Source organism: Snuella lapsa, from assembly GCF_039539345.1.
Classification (GTDB): Bacteria; Bacteroidota; Bacteroidia; order Flavobacteriales; family Flavobacteriaceae; genus Snuella; species Snuella lapsa.
Map to the genome: position 1 here is coordinate 1 of NZ_BAABCY010000060.1, position 25,417 is coordinate 25,417.

Consider the following 25,417-nt stretch of genomic DNA (forward strand, 5'->3'; position numbering starts at 1 on the left):
TAATTTTTAATATAACTAAAGTGCTGCAATGAAATTGCAGGGTTTTAGACCCTAATTTGAAACCAATAAATTCAGCAATAGAAAAAAAAGGAATTTCCCTACTGCCCCCTCTTTTCCCAAAGAGGGGAATGAATTTCGCAAAGCGAAAGAAAGGGGAGTTCCCAACTTTAAGAAGTAGCCAATTAAACCTGTTTCGGCACACAAAACACATTTACAGGTAAAGAATCTCCATCCTTAAAGGGCTGCAAATTCATATCCAAAACCTCATAACCATGAGATTTAAAAAAGTCTACAATACGCATATCGCTATTAGTTTCTACAACAAATATAGGCTCAAATGCTTTTAAAGTTTCTTCAGCTCCCTTCAATATATCCAACTCAATACCATCTACATCAATTTTTATGAGATCACACCTATTCACACTGTTGTTCTGGACATAAGAATCCAGTCTAAACATGTCAACCTGTGTCTTCACCCCAGAATGTATAGACTCTAAAACATTGGACGTCGTATTACTCAAATACAGGTCTATAATCTTATTTTCATTTCCCAAGGCTGCATGATTGGCGGCTATAACTACCTCCAAATCATTCTTGACAATGGATTTTTGAAAGGACTTAAAAACCGTTGGATTGGGTTCAAAAGCATGTACGCAACCTCCATTTTTACTTACAGATTGTGCCCAAACCAAACTCAAAAATCCAAAATTAGCACCAATATCAAACACAACGCAATCATCTTGACAGGCTTTATATGTTTTAATTATTTCAATACTATTATTTAACAAAGTACTTTCAACCCCCTTACCTTTTGCCTTGGCTACATCCTGAATAGAACCAAAAAACCAAAACCCCATATCATAACCGCCATAAACTTTCTTAACCTTTCCAGAAACTTCCCTATAACTTTTTTTTCCACGAAATAGCATATCCCGCAATGGCTTCAAAAATTTCAGCTTTCCCAGCTTAAATCTCAATTTACCAGGCAAACGCCTGTATACAGATACTAATAATGACTTTAGCATGTTTACACTACTTATACTTCTTATTCTTCGATCAAATATAACTTTATTAATTCATTTGCAAACAGCTTACTTGCCTCCCTATTACCCTTTCTAACTACGTGAATAGCATCATAAAAATAAGGTACTTCCTTAAAAACATCGGTATGGTTAATAACATTGCGACTAGACGAAAAACACTTTACATTTCGGGTTTTATCTGGTGAAAAATAATAAATCAGTTCAATATTGTTTTGTTTACAAAGCGTTTCAATCTTCTTCAAATAAGGATTCTTAAACCTTATTTCTTTTTCAGTTTTATTCTTAAGCGCTGGCGTTCCAGTAACATTCGAATAGGTATAATTCCCTAAGCTATCAAACCGATTGCGCTTATGTGGGTAAAAAACACTTGACAAGGCAGGAAAAAACAATTCCGTATTATAATAGCTAAGACCTAAAAAAGGAGTCCATTTGGAATACCTCAATACATTAAAACCTTCTTTAGGAGCTAGAGAATTATAATAATTAAAAACATAATCTTTATCCCTATACATTAAAAACCGATAATCATTATCCCCCAAAAAATTATGCTGTCTGTCAAACGCCTCCAATGAAGTATTCAAGACGCAATAACGGGTGATTTTTCCATTAGCTAAAAAATGTTGCAACATTAAGTAATGATTGGATAAGCCTGTATCGTCAATAGCTAAATTAATACCTTGCTTTCCTGTAATAGAATCTATAATATGTGTATTTAGTGTTGTTAAGCCAGTACTGGCCCCTAAAATAATATAGTCAAAATCAGAAACCTTAACCTCATTAACCAAAAAAGGAGGTTTATAAAAGGCCGATCGGCGAAGTGTCCAAAAACTTGCTACAGATATAATATGTAACAATAAATAAAAAACGACACCAAAACTTAAAATATAACCTATAAACTTTTTCATTCACAAATATGACCTTTATTACCCAAATAAAAAGCAGTACTTCGCTAAGCACAACCAACATCTCATTTCAAGCCTCCAATATTACTTTAAAATTGAAAATATATAAAATCGGACGGGTTTTTAAAAACCCCTAGAAACATAATCAATAACGCAATTATCAAACCTCCTAAAAACGAAAATTCCAACGCATCCCGTTGCCTTTTAAACGCCCGAAACTCCATACACAACATAATCAAAATACTAAACCCACTAATCAATGAGAACAACAGGTACTTAGGAGTATTATAGAACACATCCAAATCAAAAGCTTTAAACAAAAACAACGTCTTTAGATAAATTAAAGCGGCCTCTATACTATTACTTCTAAAAAACACCCAAGCCAATGTAACCAATAAAAAAGTCCCAATCATAGGTAGTAGCTGCCGCAATGCAAACCCAGATTCTTGATACTTTTTGGTATTGCGAAACAATAGCAATGGTACAAAAAGCAAAGCATGAATACCTCCCCAAACAATAAAGGTCCAATTGGCCCCATGCCAAAACCCACTTACCAAAAAAACAATACAAACATTGCGTACTTGTTTATAAAGCGAAACTCTAGAGCCCCCCAATGGAATGTAGACATAATCACGAAACCAAGTAGAAAGCGAAACATGCCACCGTCTCCAAAACTCAGCTATATTTCTGGAAAAATAAGGAAATCTAAAATTAGTCCTTAAATGAAATCCAAATAAACGCCCCATCCCTATAGCCATATCAGAATAGCCCGAAAAGTCGCCATAAATTTGAAAACCGAACAACACAGCTCCCAACAACAATTCCAATGTCGAAAAACCACTGGGATTCTCAAAAATAAGTGACACAAAAAAGGCACAGTTATCTGCTACCACTACTTTTTTGAACAAACCCCACAATATTAAATGCAATCCACTCTTTGCAAAATCGAACACAAAATGCCTGCCTTCCGTAAACTGCGGCAATAAATGCCTTGCGCGTTCTATAGGACCAGCAACCAACTGGGGGAAGAAGGACACATAGGCAGCAAATGCTACTAAATCCTTTGTAGGCTTAAGTTCTTTTCTATAAATATCAATCGTATAACTTAAAGTTTGAAAAGTATAAAAAGAGATACCAACTGGTAAAATAATCTGTAAAGTAGCTGGATGCATAACAACACCCAAGCTATGCCAGGCATCAACCCATGTATCTACAAAAAAATTATAATATTTAAAAAAACCTAACAACCCCAAATTACATACCAAGCTCACCAATAAGAGAACCCTACGCTTTACTTCATGCTTTTGCCTTCCCAACTCAAAACCAACACAAAAATCTATAAGCGTACTTACTATAATCAACCCTAAAAACCGATAATCCCACCAACCGTAAAACACATAACTGGCAACAATAACGAACCCATTTTGAACGCGTAAGTATTTTTTAAAAACAAACCAATACAACGCAAATACCGTAGGAAGGAAGATTAAAAATGGTAAAGAGTTAAAAAGCATCCAATTATAATATTTCTATAATATTCATACTTTTTCTACTAGGGTGTTGAATCATTTTAGATAGCTTATCCTCATCCAAAGAACCAATAAACGCATCTATACTACTGTTTCTATGAATGCCTTTAAAAAGAAACCCGTCTTCCAAAACCTGTTTATGAAAATTAATAGCACTGTTGGACTTGACCATATCTATATATCGCTTTATAATTTCGACTCCCAGATAGGTCTCCCTCGCATTTATGGAATCTACAGTATCTTGGGGTGCGACCTCTACCCTTGCTTGTCCAAAAATTTCGCCGCCATCAATTTTATTACTTAATTTATGAACCGTAACCCCTATATTGTTAATATCCCAATTAAACAAGGCCCTTTTTGTACAATCTACCCCACGGTAATAAGGCGAAAGTCCCCAATGCAAATTCAATGTCATTTCAGATAAACCTATAATATTCGACTTAACTAGTGACGTTCCATGATCAAGCATTAAATCCGGATTAATTTTTTTAATAGATTCTTCAACCTTTTTAGAATTTATATCAGCAACTTCAACACATTCAATAGTATTGTCGATAGCTATAAAATCATCTCCATATATTTTTTTATAATAAAGATTGTTTTTGCGGTTACGAGATTGCCTTTCCGCAATAGTCTTCTTTTTTTCAATTTTTAACAAAAGATACTTCAGTATTTTTGTGATAGAAAAGATAGAACGCAGTTTATATTTTCTTTTACTTCTTGAATGGATTCTATGTTTTGGCCTCTCAACAATCAATAAATCAATTTTATGGTATTTATTTATTGTATTAACAAAATAAATTAGTGGAGGTGTGGGAGCACCTATCAGTACAACAAGTCTTACCATTTTAAACTGTTTAAATGTGAATACAAAGAAAACCCTATATGGATGTTCCTACATTGTTGTTCAATATCCGAAAAACCAGACAAAACCACTCGATTCAATCTCATTAAAGCATGGGTATCGCTTAATTCCGATACATTATTTCTTCCTGAATTCACGGTTACCCCAATACGATATCCTAATTTAGAAATTATATTTACACAAGCATCATTATACAACCCATGAGGATACGAGACAGAACATATCTGTTGAGAAGTCACACTATTCAAAAAGTTTTCGGCCGATTTAATGGAGCTTATTAACTCGTCTGCATCGTACAAGGTAACATTCAAATGATTATCCGTATGATTTCCTAAAGTAACAAAAGGATGAGATGCAAACTGCCTTAGCTCACTCTCTGTCATGGGGCGATCCACATCACTCGAGGGATCTAATGATCTTAATCCAAAATTATCCTTTATAAAATCTTCTTGATCTTGCCATTTCATCCTATACAACATAAGATTTTTTGAATGAATTGTATTATTAATCTCTGCATCGGTCTTATGCCCTTTATTCAATTTAATCTCCCTAAACAAAATATCCCACCAAAAAGCTTTTTGTTCTTTAACATGATTGGTAGATATCATAAACGTAGCTTTAACTTTATACTTTTCTAAGATATCTAAACATCTAAAATTATTATAATAGCCATCGTCAAAAGTTAAATATATATACTGCTTGTTTGGATCCAATTTATCCTCAAGAATATCTGTCTCATTAATAAATTCAACACCACGTTTAACAAAATAACTTACAAAAGCTTCAAGTTGACTGATATCCACACCTTCTAAAAAAGCACCGTTTTCAGGAATCAACTCATCTCGATTCTTATAAATTTTATGGATTAAAATAGTTTGAATATAAGGTCTGAAACGAAAATTACTCACATATTTCTCAGAAAAATAATGATTCAAGTTTTTAACGAGCCTCCTCATACTTTTATGTTTCTTACAAATATGGATTAAACAATTTATACTTTACTACTCTTTACACTAAACACATCTATCTTTAGTTTGGGTAATTTAGATAAAATTCCTCAAATGCCTGCTTTTGCTGTTCTATATCAAATAGTTTCCGAACCCTATTTACCGCCTGCCGAGAAATACGTTGCTTTTCCTCCAAAGGCAATGTACTTACCTTCAATAATTGGGTTGCCAATGCCTCTGGCGCACTTTTTGGAACAATCCATCCAGATGTTTCATGCTTTACATTTTCAGGCAGGCCTTCAGCATCAGAAGCAACACATAACAAACCCATGGCTTGTGCCTCAAGTAATGCATTACAAAAACCTTCCGAGATACTATATTGAATATACACTTCATGCTTTTCCAGCATATCCTTAACGCTTTCGGGGCTTTTTACACCTGCCAATACCACATGGTCATTAAGTCCCAATAAATGAATAGTATACACAAGCTCTTCTTTCAAAGGTCCTGCTCCCACAATAGTATATGTAAACGCAACACCTTGAGCCTTTAGTAGAGTCAGAGCCTTTAAGGTTTCAAGCAATCCCTTTTTCCAATGTAATCTGGCTACTGTTAACAGGGTTAAATCCGTTCCACTTTCACTAAAGTACTTTTCCCCTGCTTTAAAAAGGCGCACATCTATAGCTGGTGTTATTTTTTGATATGGTATGGTTTTAGACAAACCGTTCCTAACAGCCAAATCATACAAATCATTAGAAATTGTATGCAACTTATCTACCTGTAGCCATAAATGCTTATAACAACCTTCATGCTTTATCGGATAAATCGCAATATCAAACCCCCTCAAACTAACGGCCATTTTGGCTCCAATGCTTTTAGCCACATGCTCTTTCCCAAGAGCCATCGTTGCAAATCCAAAATGCAACCAGTCTAATGTCACTGTTAAAATATGCGCACTCGCATACAAGTTTTTAATAATAGCTGGCAAAGAACGCTTTGCCCGTTGTTCTAAACTTATAAACTTAACAACGCGCTTAAAATGCCATAGTAGCCTAAAGCATACAACCCCTCCCCAAAACAATTGTTTTAACAAATTGCTTTTTACAAATGGATAAGCGACCTTGGTCGCACACAAAGTAAACGTCGAAGATTTAGTTTGGGAAAATAAAACCACTTCCATTCCCTGTGCCTGCAACCCCTTTATTTTGGACATAAAAAAGGTTTCCGAATACCCAGGTGGCGCTGCCAATACCAATCCTATTTTCATACAACTACTTCTTTATACAAAGTTTCATGACTTCCAATAAAAGCCGTTAATGAAAAACGATGCTTAACATGAGCTTGCATTGCCCCTTTCAATGATACTTTTTCCTGTTCAGAAAGTGCTTTTATCTCTATTAGCTTCTCTTTTAAAGCCATAACATCATCTGGATCGAACATACAATCATCAAAAGGTTTTAAAACATCTTTTATACCACTAACACGAGACCCTATAACAAAAAGCCCAGAAGCCATAGCCTCTATTGGCGCCATAGGCAACCCCTCACCCAAACGTCGTGTAGGGATTACAAACACATCGGCCAAAGCATGATATGGTCTAACATCCTGTTGCTTTCCAAAAAAATAAATATTAGGGTTCATCCTGGCCAGTGCTTGCATCTTTTGACCGTAAACATTACTGCTATCCCCCACAAAACATAATTTCATTTGCTTATCCCCTATAGTATCAAACGCTTCAATTAAAAATTCTATGCCTTTAACCGGAATAAAATTGACAACCGATAAAATAACAAAATCCGTTTTCTTAAACACAATACCCTCTGGCGTTTCATAACGTTTTGGCTGCTTACAATAATACTCAGTATCAACCCCAAAAGGTATAGAAATTACTTTTTTTAAAAGCCGCCCCTTAAAAAAGGCCTGCATATCAAAATTAACCGTTACGATTTTGCTACTTAAAGCACTACGCCAACACCAGGCTTTATTGCCCCACCCCATAGCCTTCTTGGTATATATAAATGGAATCCCGGCCAATTTAGCTGCCAAAGGCTCAGTAATATCCGAACTCCAATGCCAGGAATGAATAATATCAAATCGATGCTTTTTAAAAAACCGAGCTATTTTCAATACCCGAAAAGGCAAACTTATATAAGGACGATAAGGCACAGCAAAATTAAACGTATGCATTTTAAAACCTAAGGACTTTACCTCATCATAAAAAGCACCGCGACTATGAAAACAACAAATCTCAGGCTCAAAATACTCTAAATTAAGATGCTTTACCAAATCATAAACCACCTTTCCACTACCAGCAGTTTCAAAATTGGGTATCGTATAAAGTATTTTTAACCTCTTATGCTTCATAGCCTCTGTCTAAAGATATTCAAAATATTATTTATTAAATAGATTATTAAACATAGCCAGCGTTAACAACATACTTACGGGATGCGAATAACATACAGCATCATGGGTTTTAAACTTTTTATAAATAAGCTCAATATGTGCTAAAGGTACTAGGGTATCAAGCCCCGAATCAAACAAATGGTGCTTCAAATGCTTGTCGTTCGCCTCGCCTACAAATTGCAGTTCCCAATTGCGCATTACATATGGACGGTTTAGGGCACCTTTAAGAATTCGCTTGGACTTATTAAACAATCGGTATGGCAAATTATAAGGCGGTCTGTTTCTACTGTAGTTATATAAATTATATGGCCTTTGCGCCTGCCAGGTAATCTTAGCCAAAGCTGGGGCATGTCGCTTAATATAGGCTATTTGTAGCCGTCTATTAGACAAATAAGCTTCTGGCAAGCTACAAACAAAATCATACATCCTATTATCATAATAGGGCAAGGCTATTGGGGCGGCAGATTCAAAAACCGATAAGTTATTGGAAGACCAGCGGGTAACCGCGTATCGGGACTTAAAAGCACGTAATTTGGCATTGGTATCACCAATGGTTATTTTCGATAACATCTCCGACAGCCGAAGTTTTAAATACGCATCAAAATCTCCTATTAGCCCCCAAGATGTCCACAATAACGCACCTAGCTCATACCCTCCCTTTTTAACAAACCGCTCTTGTATAAGCGACACTTCCTCATCAAAATTTAGTTGAGGAAGCCCCATAGTATCAAACAACAAATCACCCATATGCCCCAAAGAAAATAAATCACCCATAGAGCCAATGGTATTTATAACCGCCATCTGTCTCGGATGCGTAAACTCAGAATAACACCCGTTAATCTTTGCCAACGCATCTATACAAGTCCATAAATACCCCGGTTGTATTTCAAACGACCGAAAAGGCATACCCAACTGTTGCGCTATTTGTTTTGCTATCTTAGTTTCAGGATAGCCATTTTTAAAAGCATAACTAAAAGTATTAACACTGGCATGATTCCTTAAAGCCACTGCTTGAGTTCTACTGTCCAAGCCTCCCGACAAGGGCAATATCACCCGATGCCCCTGGGTTTGTTCCGTAACAATATTTTCAAATAATTCCGAAAACGCATCCAAAGCTTGATTAAAGGGTAAATTTCTAGGACTTGAATGCCATTCAAAATAAGCTTCCGATCCCTGCAATGTACCAGTATCATCTATAATATGTATGCATCCTGGAGCCAATACCTTTTCATCTTGCCAATAAGTATCACTATCTAAAAAAAAACCAGTTGCAACAAAACAACAAATGGCCTTCAAGTCCAACTCATGGGGAGCTGCTACTTTTATGCCAGTAGGACGCTTGGGGATTATATCGGTTTTTAAGGTTTTCAAATCCAAAATAATGGCAATCTAAAATATAGCCTATTTAAGAAACTTATAACTACCGCTAAAATAACCTTATTCATTAAATAATTATAATTATTTTTAAAACGCAAAAAAACCAAACACATTCACCAATCAATTCCATAGTGCTCCAGTACCTTCTAAAAAAATACAAATGGCAACTCTTATTACTCATTAGCATTATTATTGGCTTTTGGCAACTCAGCTTTATGCTTAAAATAATGAAATGGGACATGCTGTCTTATTTCTTTCCAATGAAATATTATATTGGAGAATGCCTCAGTCATGGCTATTTACCCTTTTGGAATCCACATCAATTTTTAGGCTATCCAATTCATGCAGATCCACAAAGTGCAGCGTGGTATCCCATAACCTGGATCATTGGAACAGTATTTGGCTATGATTTTTATGCCATAAATTTCGAATTCCTACTGCACATTTTTATTGGCGGTCTGGGTATCCAAGCTTTGGGTAAAACATTAAAACTAGCTCCAGAGACCGCTTTTTTTATGTCAATTAGTTATGTTTTTTCTGGGATTATTATAGGCAATGCCCAGCACCTCTCTTGGATAGTAAGCAGTGCTTGGATTCCTTTTGTTTTTGTTACTGTCTTAAACATGTTTAAAGCCCCCAATTTCTATACAGCAATAAAAGCAAGCATTTTCATATTTCTTTTATTAACCGGTGGCTATAGCGGTTTTTTCATTATCGTTTTTTACATCCTGTGCATATACACCATACATCAGATCACCAAGTGCCTTCGCAAAAAATCATTTTCAAAACTTTGGTCAATATTAAAGTACATTGGGATCATGTCGGTTTCAACCTTACTTTTATCTGCTGGCTACATTATATCCGTTTTAAAAGTCTTGCCATATTTTTCAAGAGGCCAAGCTATAACTTTAGAGCAAGCCATGCAATACCCCTTTTCATTTCGTGCATTTACCTCTTTTTTATTTCCATATGCCGCAGCAACTAATATTGAGTACTGGGATACAGAATTATCCATGGCTAATGGCTATTTTGGAATCTTAAGCCTTATATTCATTATCTTTTTTTCTTTACGTAAAACCACAAAAAAAGCATTCATACCTTTAATAATTGGCTGTTTCTTTTTACTCGCTGCTACCGGCAACGCTACACCTTTACGCGGTTTACTTTTTAGGTATATCCCAGGCATGAATCTTTTTAAGTACCCGTCCATTTTTAGGTACTTTGTTATCCTATTTTTTATTTTAAGTGCCGGATATATTTTTAATCACCTTATAAAACATTTCCAACACTACAAAACAGCAATTTTAAAAGCATTATTGATTTCCTCTCTTTTAATTACCGTATTAATTGCATACCTAAGTTTTCAAGTACCTACAGATGCTATTTACAATAGCATTACCTATTTAGTCAAAATGAAATTAAGCCCAAATGGTTCCATCACCGCCAATATCATTATACAAGGATTTTTTTATGTTTTTGTATTATTAGGATTAACAACATTAATTTACAAGAACAAGTCTGTAAATCATGCCATTATTGGTCTCTTGGTATGCCTAACGTGCGACATGATCCTATCAACGCAACTCAACATAGGAGCAACAGTCATTTCAAATAGAAATTTTAAAGCTGCGCAGGACGGATTCAACACATTACAGGACGGATTCTCTACGGCAAACTACCATAATAATACCATTAAAGATGCCATTCCAGAAAAAAGCAATGCCTTAAACATTCCCGGTTTATACCATAATTTAAATATATTCGACAAACAAATAGGCTTTGATGGCAGCAACCCGTTCCAATTAACAAATTACAACCTATTTAAAGAATCGCATTACTTCAATACCACACTTAACAATAAGCTCATTTTTCTTTCAGATAGTATTTTTCCAATTAAAGAAATAGATACACAAACCCCACAAATTCCATCACATTTGTTTTTTAATGATGCAGACTATCATACACTATCTCGCTTAAACCTTTCCACGCACCAAAACGATAACATAACAATAACCACGTTTTCACCTAATAAAATTGTTGCAAAAACCCATACCAAAACCCAACAAGTCATTACACTGTTGCAAAACAACTACCCAGGATGGGAAGTCTACATCAACAAACAAAAAAGAGAAATTTACACAACCAACAATACCTTAATATCTGCAATTTTACCTTCCGGAAATAACACAATAGAATTTAGGTACACCCCTAAATTAGAAATTTTAGGAGGCATTATTGCATTGATTACACTTGTATTGTGCCTATTATATAGTATCCTTAAATTCCGACGAATGAAGGAATCTCAATAACCACAAAACACCAACCAATTAACCCGTTATTTTTTAAATTGCCCCCTATACACCCTACTAATTTCAATCAACTGAAATGGCACCATAAGCATATGCTTTATTTTAAGGTTCGAACCGTCAACATCTTGCCATTTACTTAATGGAATTTCCTTAACAAGTCCCAAAACCTCTGCCTTGTTAAAATGAATTCTCAACCTTGCAAGAAGCTCCACATCAAACAACCACGATGTCACAAACGGCGTTTCAAAAAGATTAAGAACCAACTCTTTTTTAAACAGTTTGGCGCCACACTGACTATCATACACCGGTAAATCCAAACTATAACTAACCCATGTTGCAAAAATCCTCCCAAAATAATGGCGCATCATTTTTCTGGTAATTTCCGCCCCTAATCTTTTTACACGAGAACCAAGAACAATTTTCACAGAAGTTGTTTCAGTAAGTTCATCCAAAAAAGACCCAATCTCTAATAAAGGCGTAGACAGATCAGCATCCCAAAAACCAAAAAAATCATATAATTCCTTTGCATACATTTCTAAAATGCCCGTTCTAACAGCATTGGCTTTCCCCTTATTGTGGCCAATTGTAATTATATGAATACGGCTATGGTTTTTATTTTTCATATCAGACAAAACATCCAAAGTACCATCCGTGCTACCATCGTTCACAAAGCATAAATCAACAGCCCTATTCGCATCCAAAAATTGCAAATAGCTCTTAGCACTTAATCTATTAACCTCGTTAAAACAAGGCACAATAATTACTGTTTTTTGCATATCATATAATTTGACAAGCCATAAATATTGATACCTATCCCTTTAAAAGAAGAGGTTATTTTATAATCAACTACCAACAAATTTTTAAGCAGTTTTGATATAAATGTATTTCCGTTCCATTGCACCAGGTCCGACGTGTTTTCGTTTTTTGCTTTAAAAACCCTTTCCTTAATTACCTTTACAATTCGCAATGGCAACAAACTAAAAAAGAAATATCCACTTACAACCTCTGCAAGTCCCACCTTATTAACAAGACCCCTTAACTGCTTGTTATCGTACCTTCTATAATGTTTCAAAAAGACATCGTGAGAACAAAACAACTTTTGAAAAGCTGGAACAGTTATTAAAATATTGGTATCCCTAATTATCTGGTCATTATTTGCAATAACCTTCAAAAAAGCCCGGTCATCCTCTATGTGTTCCACAACATCTAATAACAATACCAAATCAATTTTCGCAATGTCCCCTTCTAAAGCCTCATCTAAAGAAGCATACAGTTTTAAGTTATCAACTTCAAGCGCATTGCTATAACTCGCTATTAAAGAAGCATCAAAAGCAGTATCAACAGCTAAAAAATCCGTTTCAGGATATTGCTTAGCCAACGATGCTATCACAAAAACATCCCCACAACCTATATCCAAAACCGTACCCCCTTTTTTTATTAAAGCATGCTTTTTAATGAGTTTAGAGACCACAACCAACCGCGCTAATTCCCATGGATGACGACTTTCTGCAACTGTATTTCGATGTTTAACCTCAAGTAAATCCATAACGTTTATTAGGCAATATTATAAAAATCATCAAACTCATCTAAAAAAACAGTTGCATTATTATTGGTCTTCACCAAATTAAATGCCTGCTTAGCGATGTCTTGACGAGTTTCCAAAGATGCATTTTTAAAGTCTAACACAGCATCTTTCAAAGCTTGGCTATCCAAAACCCCAACCAACCATCCGGTCTCATTTGGCACTACAACTTCGCGCATCCCCCCGCAATCCGTACTTATAACCGGAACACCCAATGCCATTGCTTCCAAAACCACATTAGCGATACCTTCCTCCAAACTGGGCAACAACAAAACATCGTAGTCTTGCAGTGCTTCAAAAAGCTTTGTTTGCTGCATGCCCTCCATAAAAACCACCTCATCTTCAAGACCCAATTGCCGCCTTTGAAACAAAAGCGCTTCCGGAACCTTCCCATCAGCAATGATATCATATCGAAACAACACACCCTGTTCCTTTAAAAGTTTGCATGCGTTTAAAGCCATGGCATAACCCTTTTTCCAATGATGCCGTCCTACCGACACCATATGTATTGTATTGTTCCCAAAAGGTTTAGGCAACCTAAACAACTTCAATGTAGATTCAGGAATTAAGGAATTTATTACCCGTATCTTCCTAGCAGAAGCCCCATAATTTTGAGACACTTTGCCAATAGCTTTCGATACCGCATGAAAAGCATCCACTTCAGGAAAATACCGCTTATAAGTCGTTTCCAATTCAGGATCCACCAACGGCGAATAATTAATATGGGCACCCCGCAGGCTAACAACAAATTTCACTCCCAAGCGTTCCTTTAAAAAAAACCAATTTTCAAGATCCTTGGCCCATTGTAAATGAAACACGTCTGGCAAATATAGCAGCACAGCTACATAACGAGACCACCAATTGTATTTGTGAAAAATCCCAGACCTAAGCTTAATTTGTTGTCGCAAAACAAAAAATCGCTTAGGATATTTTACCAATAACAAAACGGTGCGCCAAAAAGTAAATACAAAATTCTTAAACCGATTAGAATACACTGGGTAAACACGAATCCTACCACTATTGTACTCTGGCAACCTGTGTAATTTTCCAAAAAGAACAACCTCATGACTGGTAGCAATGCCTTTTATTAAAGCCTCTATAAAGGTCGTACTAGGTATGCTCCCAGAATAAATAGCGATTTTCAATAGTGATATTATAAATTTAATTACGCATTAAAGATAAATTAATTATCAAACAAACCACAACAAAACCAGCTCCCCTCTTTAATCAAAGAGGGGAATGAATTTCGCGAAGCGGAAGAAAGGGGGGAGTTTCAGAATGAATTCCACAATAGCGAAAAAAAAGGAAGTTTCCCTCAAACCAATCCCGAACTAATAGCCCACTTTTGCCAAGCATAAACATGCCATACACCCCAAAACTCCTTGTGTTTACCATCAAAAAAATCACGCACATACTGCCTAAAAGCAGCAACATCCAAAACAGCCGCACCATAAAAAGCATGCTCAAACACAACACGCATAACATCAGGCTTTAATACATCGTGCAACCAATCGTACATAGGCACCGAAAACCCTTTCTTTTCAGTTTGAATAAGCCGCTTTGGGTAATGCAAGCTCAAAACAGTTTTTAACAAACCTTTCAAATTAAACCGCCCATGCCGTTGCTCAGGCACCAAACCCCAGGCATAAGCAATACTGTCTTTTGCCAAAAAAGGAACACGTACCTCCAGGCTGTTGGCCATACTCATCCGATCGACCTTAACCAACACCCGCTGCATATGCCCATAAAATTCATTATACCGTAACCAATGTAACAACGCCCCATCAGACATCCCATTTGGTACCTTATACAAGCGCTCCAAAGCCTCGGCAAAAGGAGTGTTGGGCATCAAGGCTTCCAGACGCTTTAAAGAAATATGACAGTGCTTGGACATCACAAACGCATCCAAACTTCTATAAAGATATGGACTCCAGGAATGCCATAATTTGAGTTTAATCCCAAGACGTACCAGAGGTTTTCGTATCATAAACGGAATAGAGAACCATCCCCGCTTCCTTATAACATCTTGCATACGCGGATAGCCAAAAAACAGTTCATCCCCACCATCACCAGACAACATGACCGTATGTTCCCCTTTAGCCAGTTTGGTAATCATATAAGTAGGCAAACTTGAATAATCCCCAAAAGGCTCAGTAAGACTTTGAAAATGTGCATCAAGATGCCCTAACATTACCGAGGCATCCATAGGAGCCGTAGTATGCTCTGTACCTAAAAACGCAGCATAATCATTTGCTGCTTCACTTTCGTCATGCTGTTCCGAAGCAACAGCAACAGTAAACGTATTCAAATCCGGTTTATGCTTCTTAGCCAAGGCGCAAACCAAGGGGCTGTCAATACCGCCGCTTAAAAAAGCCGCCAAAGGCACATCACTTACCAATTGCTCACTAACTACATTACTTAACACCCTATCAAATTCCGAAACCTCAGCAGCTTCCGGTATCGTTGTTGTACCTACCCCTTCAAACTGGGTAAGCAATGTACTTGTAACATCCCCCGTAGCAGACACACTAAGCAACTCCCCAGGGCGTACTTGAAAAATATTTTCGTAAATAGTATCCGGAGCCTGCATATAGCCCAATCCAAAATACCCTTTTACAACCGAAGGCCTGAGCCTTAAATCCGACTTAAAAAAACCATGCTTAAAAATCTGGTCAAATTGAGAAGCTGCCACCACCCCTTGCTTTCCAAACCCATAAAATAAGGGCTTGATACCTGCAAAATCACGGGACAAATATAACGTTCTGTTTACAGTATCTACAATAGCAATGGCAAACATACCATCAAGCGAACGCATAGTAGCCTCAATACCCAGAACATCTAACAAATGAACCAACACCTCCGTATCACAATGCGAGCTTAAATTGTGCAAACCATGCTCAGATGCCAAACGCTTATAATTATAAAGCTCCCCATTAAACACAACACAATAACGCTGCGACGGACTGTATTGTGGCTGATTACCCTTGGCGCTCAAGTCCAAAACAGCAAGGCGATTAAACCCCAATTGGTAGTAAGACCCTCCCATTATAGCGTTTGAATCCGGCCCGCGTTGCTTGGAAAGTGCTAAAAGAGCATCAAATGTCTCAAATGCCGTTAAACATGCTTTGCCATATACAAACTCCCCAAGTAATCCACACATACCCTATGCCTTTCTTCCTAAAATACATTGGTGCATACCAAAACCAAACTTCGACATTAAAAATTCCCGAACACTCCATAGTCCCAATTTATTGCACCCGCCAATCACCCAACGGTGATTGATCCACTTAAAATAGCCTTTTTTACCAAAATCCAGAATAATCGAATCGTATTTTAAAAGTCTAAAATAAGATGACACCAATCGCTTAAATTGTTTGGGGCTCATGATCTTCTCTATAGGCTGATCCGACCAATTACCACCTTCCATATGGTCAAAAACCTTTTTATTGGGTGTGGTCATAATCAAATACCCCCCAGGTTTCAAAACCTCATAACATACCCTTAAATAAGCATCCTGATCCTCTATATGCTCTATAACCTCCTGTGAAATAACAACATCGTAGTACCCCTTTTCAAAAGGATACTCCAAAGCACTCCCCTGAAAAAAACGAACATGCGGATGTTGCTGTTGGGCAATTTTAACGGCCTCCTCAGAAAGCTCAATCGCATCAGTAGTAACAAATTCACCCACAAAGGCTGTAAAACGGCCATCGCCACATCCCAGGTCCAAAACACGAACCTGCTTATTCCCGTGCATAATACGGCTTAAGTACTGTAATATCTTTATAGACCGTCGCATTTGCAAATAATTCATACGCAAGCGCTTAGACCACAAAGCATCGTAATACGCTATCTGTTCCCTACTGCTCTTTTTACTCATTCAATAATCGTTTTACCTGTTTAAGCACACGGTATTTCGTCCGAACCTTGTGCCACTTAAAAAGTGCCTTTTTAAAATTATCCCGATACCGCTTTAAAACAACCTGTTTAATGTTTTCTGCCAACTCCTCAGAAAAATAAGTCTTACACATTCTATAAGTATGTACATCCAACATCACCGATCGGCTTCCAACCTCCCTACTCCCTCCTGTAGGCGCTGTTGCATGTAACAATTTAGCATTTGCATTATACCAAATGGCATACCCATGTTGATAGAGCTTTAGAGCCATGTCCCGATCCTCACCTGCCCCAGTCGGATCAAACGATTCCTCAAAACCTCCAACAGCATTAAATACGGTCTTCAGCATCGCCGAACACCCAGCTGGAAAAGCCAGAGTAATTCTTGAAATAGCACCCTCAGGATTCGAGGTCATCACCTTTATAAAATTAGCATTCTTTGTCTTTAAAAACGAATTTCCCTTAGGCTTATAGGCTCCCGTTGGATCACAAATAGCACCAGCTACCACATCAAAACGATCATGTACGATCGGATGGGTTATTTCCCTAAGAAAATTGGCTTCAATCCGGGCATCATCATCCAAAAACACCAAAATCCCCCCTTCACTATGCTTTGCCCCTATATTTCTGGACACACAAGGCCCCAAGGTATCAGTCACAATATGCTTGCAATGTGCCAAGGGTTTTGGATCATCAGACTGATCTACTACAATAATCTCATAATTGGAAATATCCTGATTTAAAATATCGGCAAGCAACAAACTAACATGTTCAAATCGGTTTCGGGTAGGGATAATAATACTAATTAACATGCTAACAATTTAAATAATGAGAGCCGCTTTGGCTATTCCGTTTACGACTCGCCTCAATAGAACCAAAAGCCTTCTCAAATATCCTATATTTTTTTAAATACCCCCAAGCCTTTCTTAAATTTAATTGAAGTACCTGTATTAAAATAAGCCTGACCAGTCGCTGCTTAACAAGCCTAAAATCTTTTTTAGAATAAGTGCTATTAATATTGGCATAGCGAACCTGTAAATTCTTTACCTCATGATGCCAGTACACATCACTAAACAAATAGTCCTTTGGCATGTTGCGCACCCTGGCATCATGATAAACATATGCATCAGGCACAACACCCACTTTAAACCCGTGGTAAGCTATACGCTGACAATAATTATTATCCTCACCATAATGCTTAAAAATAGGATCAAACCCACCAACCCGTTCCAATACCTGCCTGGGCAATAACCAGGAAGCAGCATTTACAAAAGGCACTTCATAAACAGCCAATGCTGCTTTCTTTAAAACATAATCACTGTAAAAAAGGGGGTTGGCCATCATAAACTGCGAAAAATAGTACTCCAGCGCATCACCCTTCCATGTACATTGCACAGGACTCAGCACCCCATATAATGGTTCCCTTTTAAAGCCCTCTACCAGCTGTTCCAAAGTATCCGGTCCAACACGAGCATCTTGGTTTAAAAGAAACACATAATCAGCTCCCTGTCCCAAGGCATAAGAAATTCCAATATTATTAGCCTTACCAAAACCCAGGTTCTCTGGCTGTGCCAACACCTTAACATCTGGAAAACGAGATGCTATCTGGGCAACCGTACCATCAGTACTCGCATTATCAACCACCACAATCTCGGTAGTAAGCCTGCTCGACACCAGGCTTTCAATACATGCTTCTATCCACTGCTCCCCATTATACGTAACAACAATGGTATATAAGTTCATCATTTACCTAACCAGTTTTAATAACAATCTGCCAATAATTTTGTCCTTATGCGCTTCCACCCAACGGTGCAACGGATGCGCCAGGGAACGTTGCAGCTTCTGCCGCTTTAATTCTATTTCTATGGGATTACCATACACCTCTATAAAAGAAGCAGCATTTTTAGCATATATACGTTCCAAGCCCGCACTGTGCAAAGCTCCTTTTTTGTTCAACGCATTCATCAACGAACCATCTTGGTGTTGCCGGTAATAAAACAATACTTCCGGCAATTTACAAACCGTCCCGCCATCTTGCAACAAACGCAACCAATAGTCCCAGTCCTCATACAGTATCTGTTCATCATAGCCACCTACCCGCTCGTAATCTGCTTTCTTGTACATGGCACTGGCAAATATCATATTGGACACCAACAAATCCTTATAACTATAATCCTTTAAAAGCCAACGCCCTTGCTTGGCACCAAAATAAACAGCCTCACAATATACTACCTTCAAATCCGGGCGGTTTATAAATTGGGCAACCGCCTTTTCAATAAACGTAGGAGCAAAACGGTCATCCGCATCTAGGGGCAAAATATAAGTTCCCTTGGCATGACGAATACCAAAATTACGGGCACTACCCAAACCGCCATTAGCCTTAACAACCATGCTAATACGGGCATCTTTGGCAATATAAGGCCTAACGACACTTTCCAAAGCATCCGTAGAACCATCATCTACAACTATAAGCTCCCATTCCCCATAAGTCTGCTCCAAAATAGAATCGATAGCTTCACTTATAAAATGCGCCGAATTATAACTGGGAATGATTACCGAAACTAAAGCCATAAAAATGCAGGTTATTTAATAGAAATTAGCTTTTTAATTTTTTTAAAAGGTGTAAGCAAAAAACGTCCCAATCTATATTCAATAGACTGTGTTAAAACAATATTCCGCTTATACAACCTATCATTATTTTTTAACAAACGCAACGTCACGCGTTTAAAGTGCGCACTATAAATATTAAAATGCTTATTAAAAATATAAGACTTTAGCTCTAAATCGTGAAAGTTAGTAGCTTTCATATTTCTTGAGTTTTCCTTAATACGGTAATAAAACAATGGCTCCTTAATAATCTCCATACGCCAACCCTTAGCTAAAATAGCAATCCAAAACTCCCAATCCTCATACCCCGTGGTCATATGCGCATCATAACCACCAACCTGTTCCCAACAGGATCTTCTAAAAAGAGCATTCCCCAACCCTTCATTTTTAGTAAGAAAGTTTGTAATTGTTCCCCCTTTAGGCCTTACAACATGCTTTATTTTTCTATCTGACACCAAATAATGGTAACACCCAACAACAGCAACATCGCTGTGGGTTTCTAAAATGTCTAGCGCCTTTTCAAGAAAAGTAGGCTCAAAATAATCATCCGCATCCAATGTTAAAATATATTCCGATTCAGACAGGGCTATCCCAAAATTTCTGGCGCTGCTCACCCCTTTGTTAGCTTCGTAATAAACCTTTATTTTTTCATGGTCTAGACGCTTTAAAATATCTTTCGTGCTTTTATCCGAACCGTCATCAACAATAATAATTTGATAATCATTCAAGGTCTGCCCCAAAATAGAATTAATGGCATCCTCAATATAAGCGCCATCATTATAACAGGGAATTACAACGGTTATTCGATACGACATAGGCATTTAACTAGCTTTAATTATTTTTCCCATTCTATAACTATCCATACCCATAACCAACAAAATAGAATAGCACACTAAACAGGTACCTTTAGCCAAACCACAACTTTTGGTATATAAATATAAGAAGTTTAAATAACTAGGAGGATATACCCTGTTCCGTAACAAAGCCGTTGCCAGTTTTAAGATCCTGTTTATAAAAAACACCTCCGAAGCATCTGTAAGCCTAGTATAAACGCTCTTAAATGTTTTTTGGGCAACTATATACTTCCTTTTAAAAGCCAACAGCTCGTTTTGCTTAAGGCTTTCCTGTATTGAACCTAAATGAATCCTTCTATAGGACAATATGCTATTTATAAATACCCCATTTAAACTATTATGGGATAATAATTGAGCACAAAAATTAAATTCCTGACCAGAAAGCAAACTTTCATCAAACCTTACCGCTCCAATTTTACTGCGCTTTATAAATAAATCATCCGTAATCCAATGTACTTGTTCCTGTATAAAGTGATCTGCCGTTAAAGCAAGGCTATCATTAAACCCATAGTAACCTATAGGCTCTTGCCTGCCATCAGCATAAAAATTAACACTCTTCGAAACCACAAAATCCACTTCTGCATTATTTAAAAAAACGGCTAATTTATTCTGGATAAAATGCTTTTCCATCAAATCGTCACTATCAAACCAATTAACATACTCCCCACGGCTCATTTCCAACGCATAGTTTCTGGCCGCATTACCGCCCTTGGGCCGATTCTCTGGCCGATGGTACAACTTAAAACGCGCATCCTTATCACAATACGATTGGACTACGGCTACCGTAGCATCCGTAGAACCGTCGTCCACAACAATACATTCCCAATGTTTATAACTTTGTAACGCAACAGAAGCCAACGTTTCACCAATTAAAGCAGCACGGTTATAAGCAGGAATAAGTATGGACACTAAAGGCTCAGGCATTGTACAAAGCTATAAGTTTTTTGTTAACCAATCCCATATCATAATGCGCTTTCACAAACTGCCTGCCTGCCACGCCCATCTTACCCCATTCCGGCTCACAATGTATAAGCCTTTGCAATCCTAAAGACAAAGCATTTAAATCATTGGCAGGTACCACAATGCCATCAGCTACCATGGCTTTTACCGATCCTACGCCAGTTGCCAATACAGGCAACTCGCAAGCTTGTGCTTCCAGTAACACGGTCGGTAAAACTTCTGCAATACTCGTTAGCATAAAAATATCCGAAGCGTTCATAGCTGCCTTGACCCCTACCGTGGACTTAGCCCCCACAAACCGCACATGTCCGTCCAGTTTCAACGCAACAACCAAATCCAGCAACTCCTTTTGTAAGCTACCTGTCCCAATGATTGTATACTCAAAACGACGCTCTGGAAACGCCTTAACCAATGCTGCAAAGGCCTCAATTCCTAGGTGCAAAGCCTTTTCTTTTTCCAGGCGGGCAACCGTTAAAACGCGAACCACGCCCGCATCCCTATCTACCTTTTCTTTCTTAAAAAAAGCAACATCTATACCATTGGGAAGATCAACAATTTTGCTTTCCGAAAACCCAAAATCAACAAGGCACTTACGGTTATAATCAGAGATCGCTACTACCGTATCGACCGCCTTAATCAAAGGCTTGTACAAACCACCCCCTTCCCGTAGCCCCAAACGTACATCATAGCCATGAAAGGTGGTAATGAGTTTTACGGGCAGCCCCAATTCCTTTAATACGGCAGCTTGCAGACCATTGTTACCAAAATGCGCATGAATCACATCAATCTTATGCTTTAACACAAAGTGCACCTGAAAAAAAAGCTGATAGGCTTTAGGGTACGCAGCATGCCGTTTCTTTGTCAATGCTTTTCTATAATACCGGTAATGCCCCTTAAAAACACTAAAAAAAACGATAAGATAAACCAATAATTTGCGTCGCCGCCACGTACTCGGCAACACATCTGTTTCATCAAAAGTTCGTGATAACAGATAAGAAGCTTCAAAACCGGCCAAAGCAACCATGGCTTCCCTATCCTTCCCCAAACTACAATAAACCCTAACATCGACCCCTTGCCCCTTAACGGCTACCACTTGATCCCGAATAAAGGTTTCCGATACGGTTGGAAAGGCATTCACCCAAAATAAAACGTTCATGGTTATATTAAGTTTATAAATTTATAATTATTGTTATAGTTAAACCCAAAAAGCCAACTTAAAACCTAACCAAAATTTTTATTTAATTTTACAATCTTAATTTAAGATATCGTGGTAAAACACATAATACTGTCACGTGCATTGGTTTGTAAACCTTTATCCCTCCTTTTATAAATCCTGTCTCCTAAATTATAAATATAAGAGTTATCATTATTCATTAACGCCCTTTTCAAACTAATTAAATTTGAATAAGTACTCCTACTTAACCCTATAAAGTCCTTGGCATGACAACAAATCTCAAGATTGATTGCTGCATTTATTTCATATTCATATTCTTCATTAAAAAAATATACGGCTTCATAATTACTTTTTTTTAAAGTTTTGAATAAATATTCATGGTTTTCTCCAGACGTAAAAAAGAACTTCTTTCCAAAATCAACAGCTTGAATCATCTCAACTAGTTTACTAATATCGACCAATAAATTCTCGCCTTTTTCTACAACTTTGTACTTTGCATATTCAACCCAATCGGATTCAGTCCTTATCTGTAACGCAACATAATCTTTCTCTTGAGTATATTTCTCTACAATATCTAGATATCTTTCTTGCAATTTTAAAGCTTTTAATGCCAATATATTCATACTCCCTTTAGACATTTCTTTATTTACTCGTTGTTCGTCCAAAAGTTTCACAGCATATTCGTATAAATCTTTGTCATTCTTTAAAACATTATTTCTTATGTGAACATTATATTTTAAACGCTTTTGGGATACTATTAAATCTTGTCCCTTATTATATTTCCGCATATAATCATTAAAATGTTTAATATCATAAATATCAGAGAACAATATCTTTTTTTTCCACCCAAAATAAGGCTCTACTAGTACGTAATTATTCTTTATCGCCAAATCACAAGCACTAAATAAACAATGCAGTTTATTACATAACCCTCCTTGTAATTTTACTTCTAAATAAATAACGTCATGACGGCGAGTCAATAATACTGTTATGGTATCAAGAAATTTCATCAATACTCTATTAAGAAATCTTATCATGTTAACTTACCATTACCTACTAAATAATAAATTCTTTTTCTCAAACTATTTTTACTATACCTCCCTATTTTATCAACTTGTAAGACCGAAAACAAAAACCAAGTCAACAACATAATAGCTGTTCTAAAACTAATTAATCTATACCTCACTAATAAAAAATAAAATCTAAAAAAATAAATAGTATTTCTGTTTTCTATAGTATATTTCTGAATAAATGTTAAAATATTAAATGCTAATAGCAATTTATAGGTTGATTGTCTTTTTTTCAATACCCCCCCCAGAATATCAAAATAAATCCAAGTATTTCGGAATAATTTTTTTAAAAACACTGGATTCATTTCACGCCTAGCTTTTTCGCCCCTATCATTTCTATAAAAACAATCGGGATCTGAATTCCTATTGGCTTTAAAAGTCAATCCCTCTAATAAAGCCCGAATGTGTAATTCGGGATCTTCCCATAAGTGTAATTGTTCATTGAAACCTTTAATTTTTTCCAATGAAGTCTTTCTCCATAAAGGACTAGTCACTGCAAACGGATTTACCCCTTTTAAAAATAAACTTAAATAGTTTTGGCTCGTTTCTATTTCAGGATATGTATTATGAACCTTGTTCAAATCCCCTACTTTAGAAATAAACTCTTCCATATTAAATACCCAAAAATCATTATCCTGATTATTTCTAACAAACTCTAATCTATTTTTCAAACAATTCACATCTAAAAGATCATCAGCGTCAAGAAAAATAACAAATTCTCCTACAGCCTTTAACAACCCTAAATTTCTGCATACAGAAACCCCATTTAATAATGTTTTTCTTCTTAAATAAAAAATATTAGGATATAAACTATCATACCTTTTAACTACAATAGCAGTATCATCTTCCGATCCTTCATCTACAATAATACATTCCCAATTCGTATAGGTCTGATCTATAACAGACCCCAAGGTCTCAGTAATTAATGATGCTCCATTATAAATTGGGATAATAATTGAAACCAAACCTTTTTCCATAAACTTTATTAATTAAAAAGACTTTTTCTTATCCTAGACGAAGAAAAACAGTTAATTAAAATAAATCCGTTATATTTTATATCTTTTTTCAAGGATATATTTAAAACATAAATCCTTAATGAAAAAGATTAAATTATAATTCTGCAAATGCATTTTCAATAAATTATCTAATTTATTGGAAATTACTCTTGCTATAATAGGTTTATATTTAACCTCTATAACTTTTAAAATTTTAAAAAAAGTATTAGTTCCTTTTTTCAAACGCTGGTATTCAGTCAGAGAACTCCAAACTCCTCCTTTATGGATACGTCTAAATGAATTTTTAATATCTTTTAAATATTTTGCCTTCCCATGTTGCGCCAACAATGCAAATAAAAAGGTATCCCCATTAAAAATAGTTTTAAAACTTTTAGGCAGACACAATAAATTATTTCTAAACATAACTGTTGCTGTTGGAATAACACCGCCTTCCATAATCTCAAGCGAAGTGTATTCTTCATTTGGTATGGGATTTAGCAATGAACCTGAAATTACCGAACTATGTTCATCAATAACAGTAGCATTATGAAAAGCAATTGAATAATCTGGATTGGCTTCTAAAAATTCTACCTGTTTTTGCAACTTTAAAGGATCCGTCCAATAATCATCACCTTCACAAAGGGCTATATAATCTCCTGAACATTGACTCATAGCCCAAACAAAGTTTGGCATAACTCCCAAGTTTTCAGAATGCTTTACATACTTAATCCAACAACCTCGAGGATGTTCCTTAATTATGCTCTCAACTATAAACTGAGTAGCATCAGGTGAACAATCATCAGCTACAATGAGTTCAATTTCAAATTCACATTCCTGCATCAAAACACCTTCAATTGACTCCTTTATAAACTTTTCATGATTATATGTAATCATACACACACT

General features: G+C 36.5%; 23 protein-coding genes. 1 reads left to right on the forward strand and 22 read right to left on the reverse strand.

Annotation, left to right across the window (positions count from 1 at the left end):
• Positions 1 to 182: 182 nt before the first annotated feature.
• From ABD792_RS10805 to ABD792_RS10840, 8 genes are all read right to left on the reverse strand, one after another.
• Positions 183 to 1,025, reverse strand: a complete 843-nt coding sequence (locus ABD792_RS10805) for an FkbM family methyltransferase (RefSeq protein WP_345006021.1) — start codon at positions 1,023 to 1,025, stop codon at positions 183 to 185.
• Between the two features lie 20 nt (positions 1,026 to 1,045).
• A complete protein-coding gene (locus tag ABD792_RS10810; protein ID WP_345006022.1) occupies positions 1,046 to 1,948 on the reverse strand; it encodes a hypothetical protein in 903 nt (300 codons plus the stop codon).
• Between the two features lie 86 nt (positions 1,949 to 2,034).
• A complete protein-coding gene (locus ABD792_RS10815) occupies positions 2,035 to 3,459 on the reverse strand; it encodes an MBOAT family O-acyltransferase (protein ID WP_345006023.1) in 1,425 nt (474 codons plus the stop codon).
• A gap of 4 nt (positions 3,460 to 3,463) precedes the next feature.
• On the reverse strand, positions 3,464 to 4,321 hold the full coding sequence (locus tag ABD792_RS10820) for a formyltransferase family protein (protein ID WP_345006024.1): 858 nt from the start codon (positions 4,319 to 4,321) through the stop codon (positions 3,464 to 3,466).
• Entirely contained in the window at positions 4,315 to 5,274 is a 960-nt protein-coding gene (locus ABD792_RS10825; RefSeq protein ID WP_345006025.1) for a polysaccharide deacetylase family protein, read from the reverse strand. The genes ABD792_RS10820 and ABD792_RS10825 overlap by 7 nt, the downstream gene beginning before the upstream one ends.
• A 94-nt stretch (positions 5,275 to 5,368) precedes the next feature.
• The gene (locus tag ABD792_RS10830) at positions 5,369 to 6,553 is read right to left on the reverse strand and encodes a glycosyltransferase family 4 protein (protein ID WP_345006026.1); all 1,185 of its coding nucleotides are present in this window, start codon (positions 6,551 to 6,553) and stop codon (positions 5,369 to 5,371) included.
• Positions 6,550 to 7,650: a glycosyltransferase gene (locus ABD792_RS10835; RefSeq protein WP_345006027.1), complete on the reverse strand. Its 1,101-nt coding sequence runs from the start codon at positions 7,648 to 7,650 to the stop codon at positions 6,550 to 6,552. The genes ABD792_RS10830 and ABD792_RS10835 overlap by 4 nt, the downstream gene beginning before the upstream one ends.
• Before the next feature lie 27 nt (positions 7,651 to 7,677).
• Positions 7,678 to 9,060, reverse strand: a complete 1,383-nt coding sequence (locus ABD792_RS10840; protein ID WP_345006028.1) for an asparagine synthase-related protein — start codon at positions 9,058 to 9,060, stop codon at positions 7,678 to 7,680.
• Positions 9,061 to 9,293: 233 nt separating this feature from the next.
• On the opposite strand from ABD792_RS10840, the gene ABD792_RS10845 reads away from it, so the two are divergent.
• On the forward strand, positions 9,294 to 11,375 hold the full coding sequence (locus tag ABD792_RS10845; protein WP_345006029.1) for a YfhO family protein: 2,082 nt from the start codon (positions 9,294 to 9,296) through the stop codon (positions 11,373 to 11,375).
• A 26-nt stretch (positions 11,376 to 11,401) separates the two neighbouring features.
• On the opposite strand, the gene ABD792_RS10850 is transcribed toward ABD792_RS10845, so the two are convergent.
• The 14 genes from ABD792_RS10850 to ABD792_RS10915 all read right to left on the reverse strand — a co-directional run bounded on the left by ABD792_RS10850 (position 11,402) and on the right by ABD792_RS10915 (position 25,408).
• A complete protein-coding gene (locus tag ABD792_RS10850) occupies positions 11,402 to 12,151 on the reverse strand; it encodes a glycosyltransferase (protein ID WP_345006030.1) in 750 nt (249 codons plus the stop codon).
• On the reverse strand, positions 12,136 to 12,921 hold the full coding sequence (locus ABD792_RS10855; protein WP_345006031.1) for a class I SAM-dependent methyltransferase: 786 nt from the start codon (positions 12,919 to 12,921) through the stop codon (positions 12,136 to 12,138). The genes ABD792_RS10850 and ABD792_RS10855 overlap by 16 nt, the downstream gene beginning before the upstream one ends.
• Positions 12,922 to 12,929: 8 nt before the next feature.
• On the reverse strand, positions 12,930 to 14,102 hold the full coding sequence (locus ABD792_RS10860) for a glycosyltransferase family 4 protein (RefSeq protein WP_345006032.1): 1,173 nt from the start codon (positions 14,100 to 14,102) through the stop codon (positions 12,930 to 12,932).
• A gap of 170 nt (positions 14,103 to 14,272) precedes the next feature.
• A complete protein-coding gene (asnB, locus tag ABD792_RS10865) occupies positions 14,273 to 16,117 on the reverse strand; it encodes an asparagine synthase (glutamine-hydrolyzing) (RefSeq protein ID WP_345006033.1) in 1,845 nt (614 codons plus the stop codon).
• Between the two features lie 3 nt (positions 16,118 to 16,120).
• On the reverse strand, positions 16,121 to 16,837 hold the full coding sequence (locus ABD792_RS10870) for a class I SAM-dependent methyltransferase (RefSeq protein ID WP_345006034.1): 717 nt from the start codon (positions 16,835 to 16,837) through the stop codon (positions 16,121 to 16,123).
• Complete coding sequence (locus ABD792_RS10875) at positions 16,830 to 17,666, reverse strand: glycosyltransferase family 2 protein (RefSeq protein WP_345006035.1); 837 nt, start codon at positions 17,664 to 17,666, stop codon at positions 16,830 to 16,832. The genes ABD792_RS10870 and ABD792_RS10875 overlap by 8 nt, the downstream gene beginning before the upstream one ends.
• Before the next feature lies 1 nt (position 17,667).
• The gene (locus ABD792_RS10880) at positions 17,668 to 18,600 is read right to left on the reverse strand and encodes a glycosyltransferase family 2 protein (RefSeq protein ID WP_345006036.1); all 933 of its coding nucleotides are present in this window, start codon (positions 18,598 to 18,600) and stop codon (positions 17,668 to 17,670) included.
• On the reverse strand, positions 18,601 to 19,425 hold the full coding sequence (locus tag ABD792_RS10885; RefSeq protein WP_345006037.1) for a glycosyltransferase family 2 protein: 825 nt from the start codon (positions 19,423 to 19,425) through the stop codon (positions 18,601 to 18,603). It abuts the gene before it with no gap.
• 11 nt (positions 19,426 to 19,436) lie between these two features.
• On the reverse strand, positions 19,437 to 20,276 hold the full coding sequence (locus ABD792_RS10890) for a glycosyltransferase family 2 protein (protein ID WP_345006038.1): 840 nt from the start codon (positions 20,274 to 20,276) through the stop codon (positions 19,437 to 19,439).
• A 6-nt stretch (positions 20,277 to 20,282) separates the two neighbouring features.
• Positions 20,283 to 21,239, reverse strand: a complete 957-nt coding sequence (locus ABD792_RS10895) for a glycosyltransferase family 2 protein (RefSeq protein ID WP_345006039.1) — start codon at positions 21,237 to 21,239, stop codon at positions 20,283 to 20,285.
• Positions 21,232 to 22,431: a glycosyltransferase gene (locus ABD792_RS10900; RefSeq protein WP_345006040.1), complete on the reverse strand. Its 1,200-nt coding sequence runs from the start codon at positions 22,429 to 22,431 to the stop codon at positions 21,232 to 21,234. Before ABD792_RS10900 ends, ABD792_RS10895 begins: the two co-directional genes overlap by 8 nt.
• 101 nt (positions 22,432 to 22,532) lie before the next feature.
• Entirely contained in the window at positions 22,533 to 23,459 is a 927-nt protein-coding gene (locus tag ABD792_RS10905; RefSeq protein ID WP_345006041.1) for an O-fucosyltransferase family protein, read from the reverse strand.
• 23 nt (positions 23,460 to 23,482) lie between these two features.
• Positions 23,483 to 24,496, reverse strand: a complete 1,014-nt coding sequence (locus ABD792_RS10910) for a glycosyltransferase family 2 protein (protein WP_345006042.1) — start codon at positions 24,494 to 24,496, stop codon at positions 23,483 to 23,485.
• Positions 24,497 to 24,565: 69 nt separating this feature from the next.
• Positions 24,566 to 25,408: a glycosyltransferase gene (locus ABD792_RS10915; RefSeq protein WP_345006043.1), complete on the reverse strand. Its 843-nt coding sequence runs from the start codon at positions 25,406 to 25,408 to the stop codon at positions 24,566 to 24,568.
• Between the last annotated feature and the right edge of the window lie 9 nt (positions 25,409 to 25,417).

Bases quoted from the DNA above. Each gene is read 5' to 3' on its own strand.
- ABD792_RS10805 (WP_345006021.1), bottom strand. From the start codon at position 1,025: ATGCTAAAGTCATTATTAGTATCTGTATACAGGCGTTTGCCTGGTAAA.
- ABD792_RS10810 (WP_345006022.1), bottom strand. From the start codon at position 1,948: ATGAAAAAGTTTATAGGTTATATTTTAAGTTTTGGTGTCGTTTTTTAT.
- ABD792_RS10815 (WP_345006023.1), bottom strand. From the start codon at position 3,459: ATGCTTTTTAACTCTTTACCATTTTTAATCTTCCTTCCTACGGTATTT.
- ABD792_RS10820 (WP_345006024.1), bottom strand. From the start codon at position 4,321: ATGGTAAGACTTGTTGTACTGATAGGTGCTCCCACACCTCCACTAATT.
- ABD792_RS10830 (WP_345006026.1), bottom strand. From the start codon at position 6,553: ATGAAAATAGGATTGGTATTGGCAGCGCCACCTGGGTATTCGGAAACC.
- ABD792_RS10835 (WP_345006027.1), bottom strand. From the start codon at position 7,650: ATGAAGCATAAGAGGTTAAAAATACTTTATACGATACCCAATTTTGAA.
- ABD792_RS10845 (WP_345006029.1), top strand. From the start codon at position 9,294: ATGAAATGGGACATGCTGTCTTATTTCTTTCCAATGAAATATTATATT.
- ABD792_RS10850 (WP_345006030.1), bottom strand. From the start codon at position 12,151: ATGCAAAAAACAGTAATTATTGTGCCTTGTTTTAACGAGGTTAATAGA.
- ABD792_RS10855 (WP_345006031.1), bottom strand. From the start codon at position 12,921: ATGGATTTACTTGAGGTTAAACATCGAAATACAGTTGCAGAAAGTCGT.
- asnB (WP_345006033.1), bottom strand. From the start codon at position 16,117: ATGTGTGGATTACTTGGGGAGTTTGTATATGGCAAAGCATGTTTAACG.
- ABD792_RS10870 (WP_345006034.1), bottom strand. From the start codon at position 16,837: ATGAGTAAAAAGAGCAGTAGGGAACAGATAGCGTATTACGATGCTTTG.
- ABD792_RS10875 (WP_345006035.1), bottom strand. From the start codon at position 17,666: ATGTTAATTAGTATTATTATCCCTACCCGAAACCGATTTGAACATGTT.
- ABD792_RS10880 (WP_345006036.1), bottom strand. From the start codon at position 18,600: ATGATGAACTTATATACCATTGTTGTTACGTATAATGGGGAGCAGTGG.
- ABD792_RS10885 (WP_345006037.1), bottom strand. From the start codon at position 19,425: ATGGCTTTAGTTTCGGTAATCATTCCCAGTTATAATTCGGCGCATTTT.
- ABD792_RS10890 (WP_345006038.1), bottom strand. From the start codon at position 20,276: ATGTCGTATCGAATAACCGTTGTAATTCCCTGTTATAATGATGGCGCT.
- ABD792_RS10895 (WP_345006039.1), bottom strand. From the start codon at position 21,239: ATGCCTGAGCCTTTAGTGTCCATACTTATTCCTGCTTATAACCGTGCT.
- ABD792_RS10900 (WP_345006040.1), bottom strand. From the start codon at position 22,431: ATGAACGTTTTATTTTGGGTGAATGCCTTTCCAACCGTATCGGAAACC.
- ABD792_RS10905 (WP_345006041.1), bottom strand. From the start codon at position 23,459: ATGAAATTTCTTGATACCATAACAGTATTATTGACTCGCCGTCATGAC.
- ABD792_RS10910 (WP_345006042.1), bottom strand. From the start codon at position 24,496: ATGGAAAAAGGTTTGGTTTCAATTATTATCCCAATTTATAATGGAGCA.
- ABD792_RS10915 (WP_345006043.1), bottom strand. From the start codon at position 25,408: ATGATTACATATAATCATGAAAAGTTTATAAAGGAGTCAATTGAAGGT.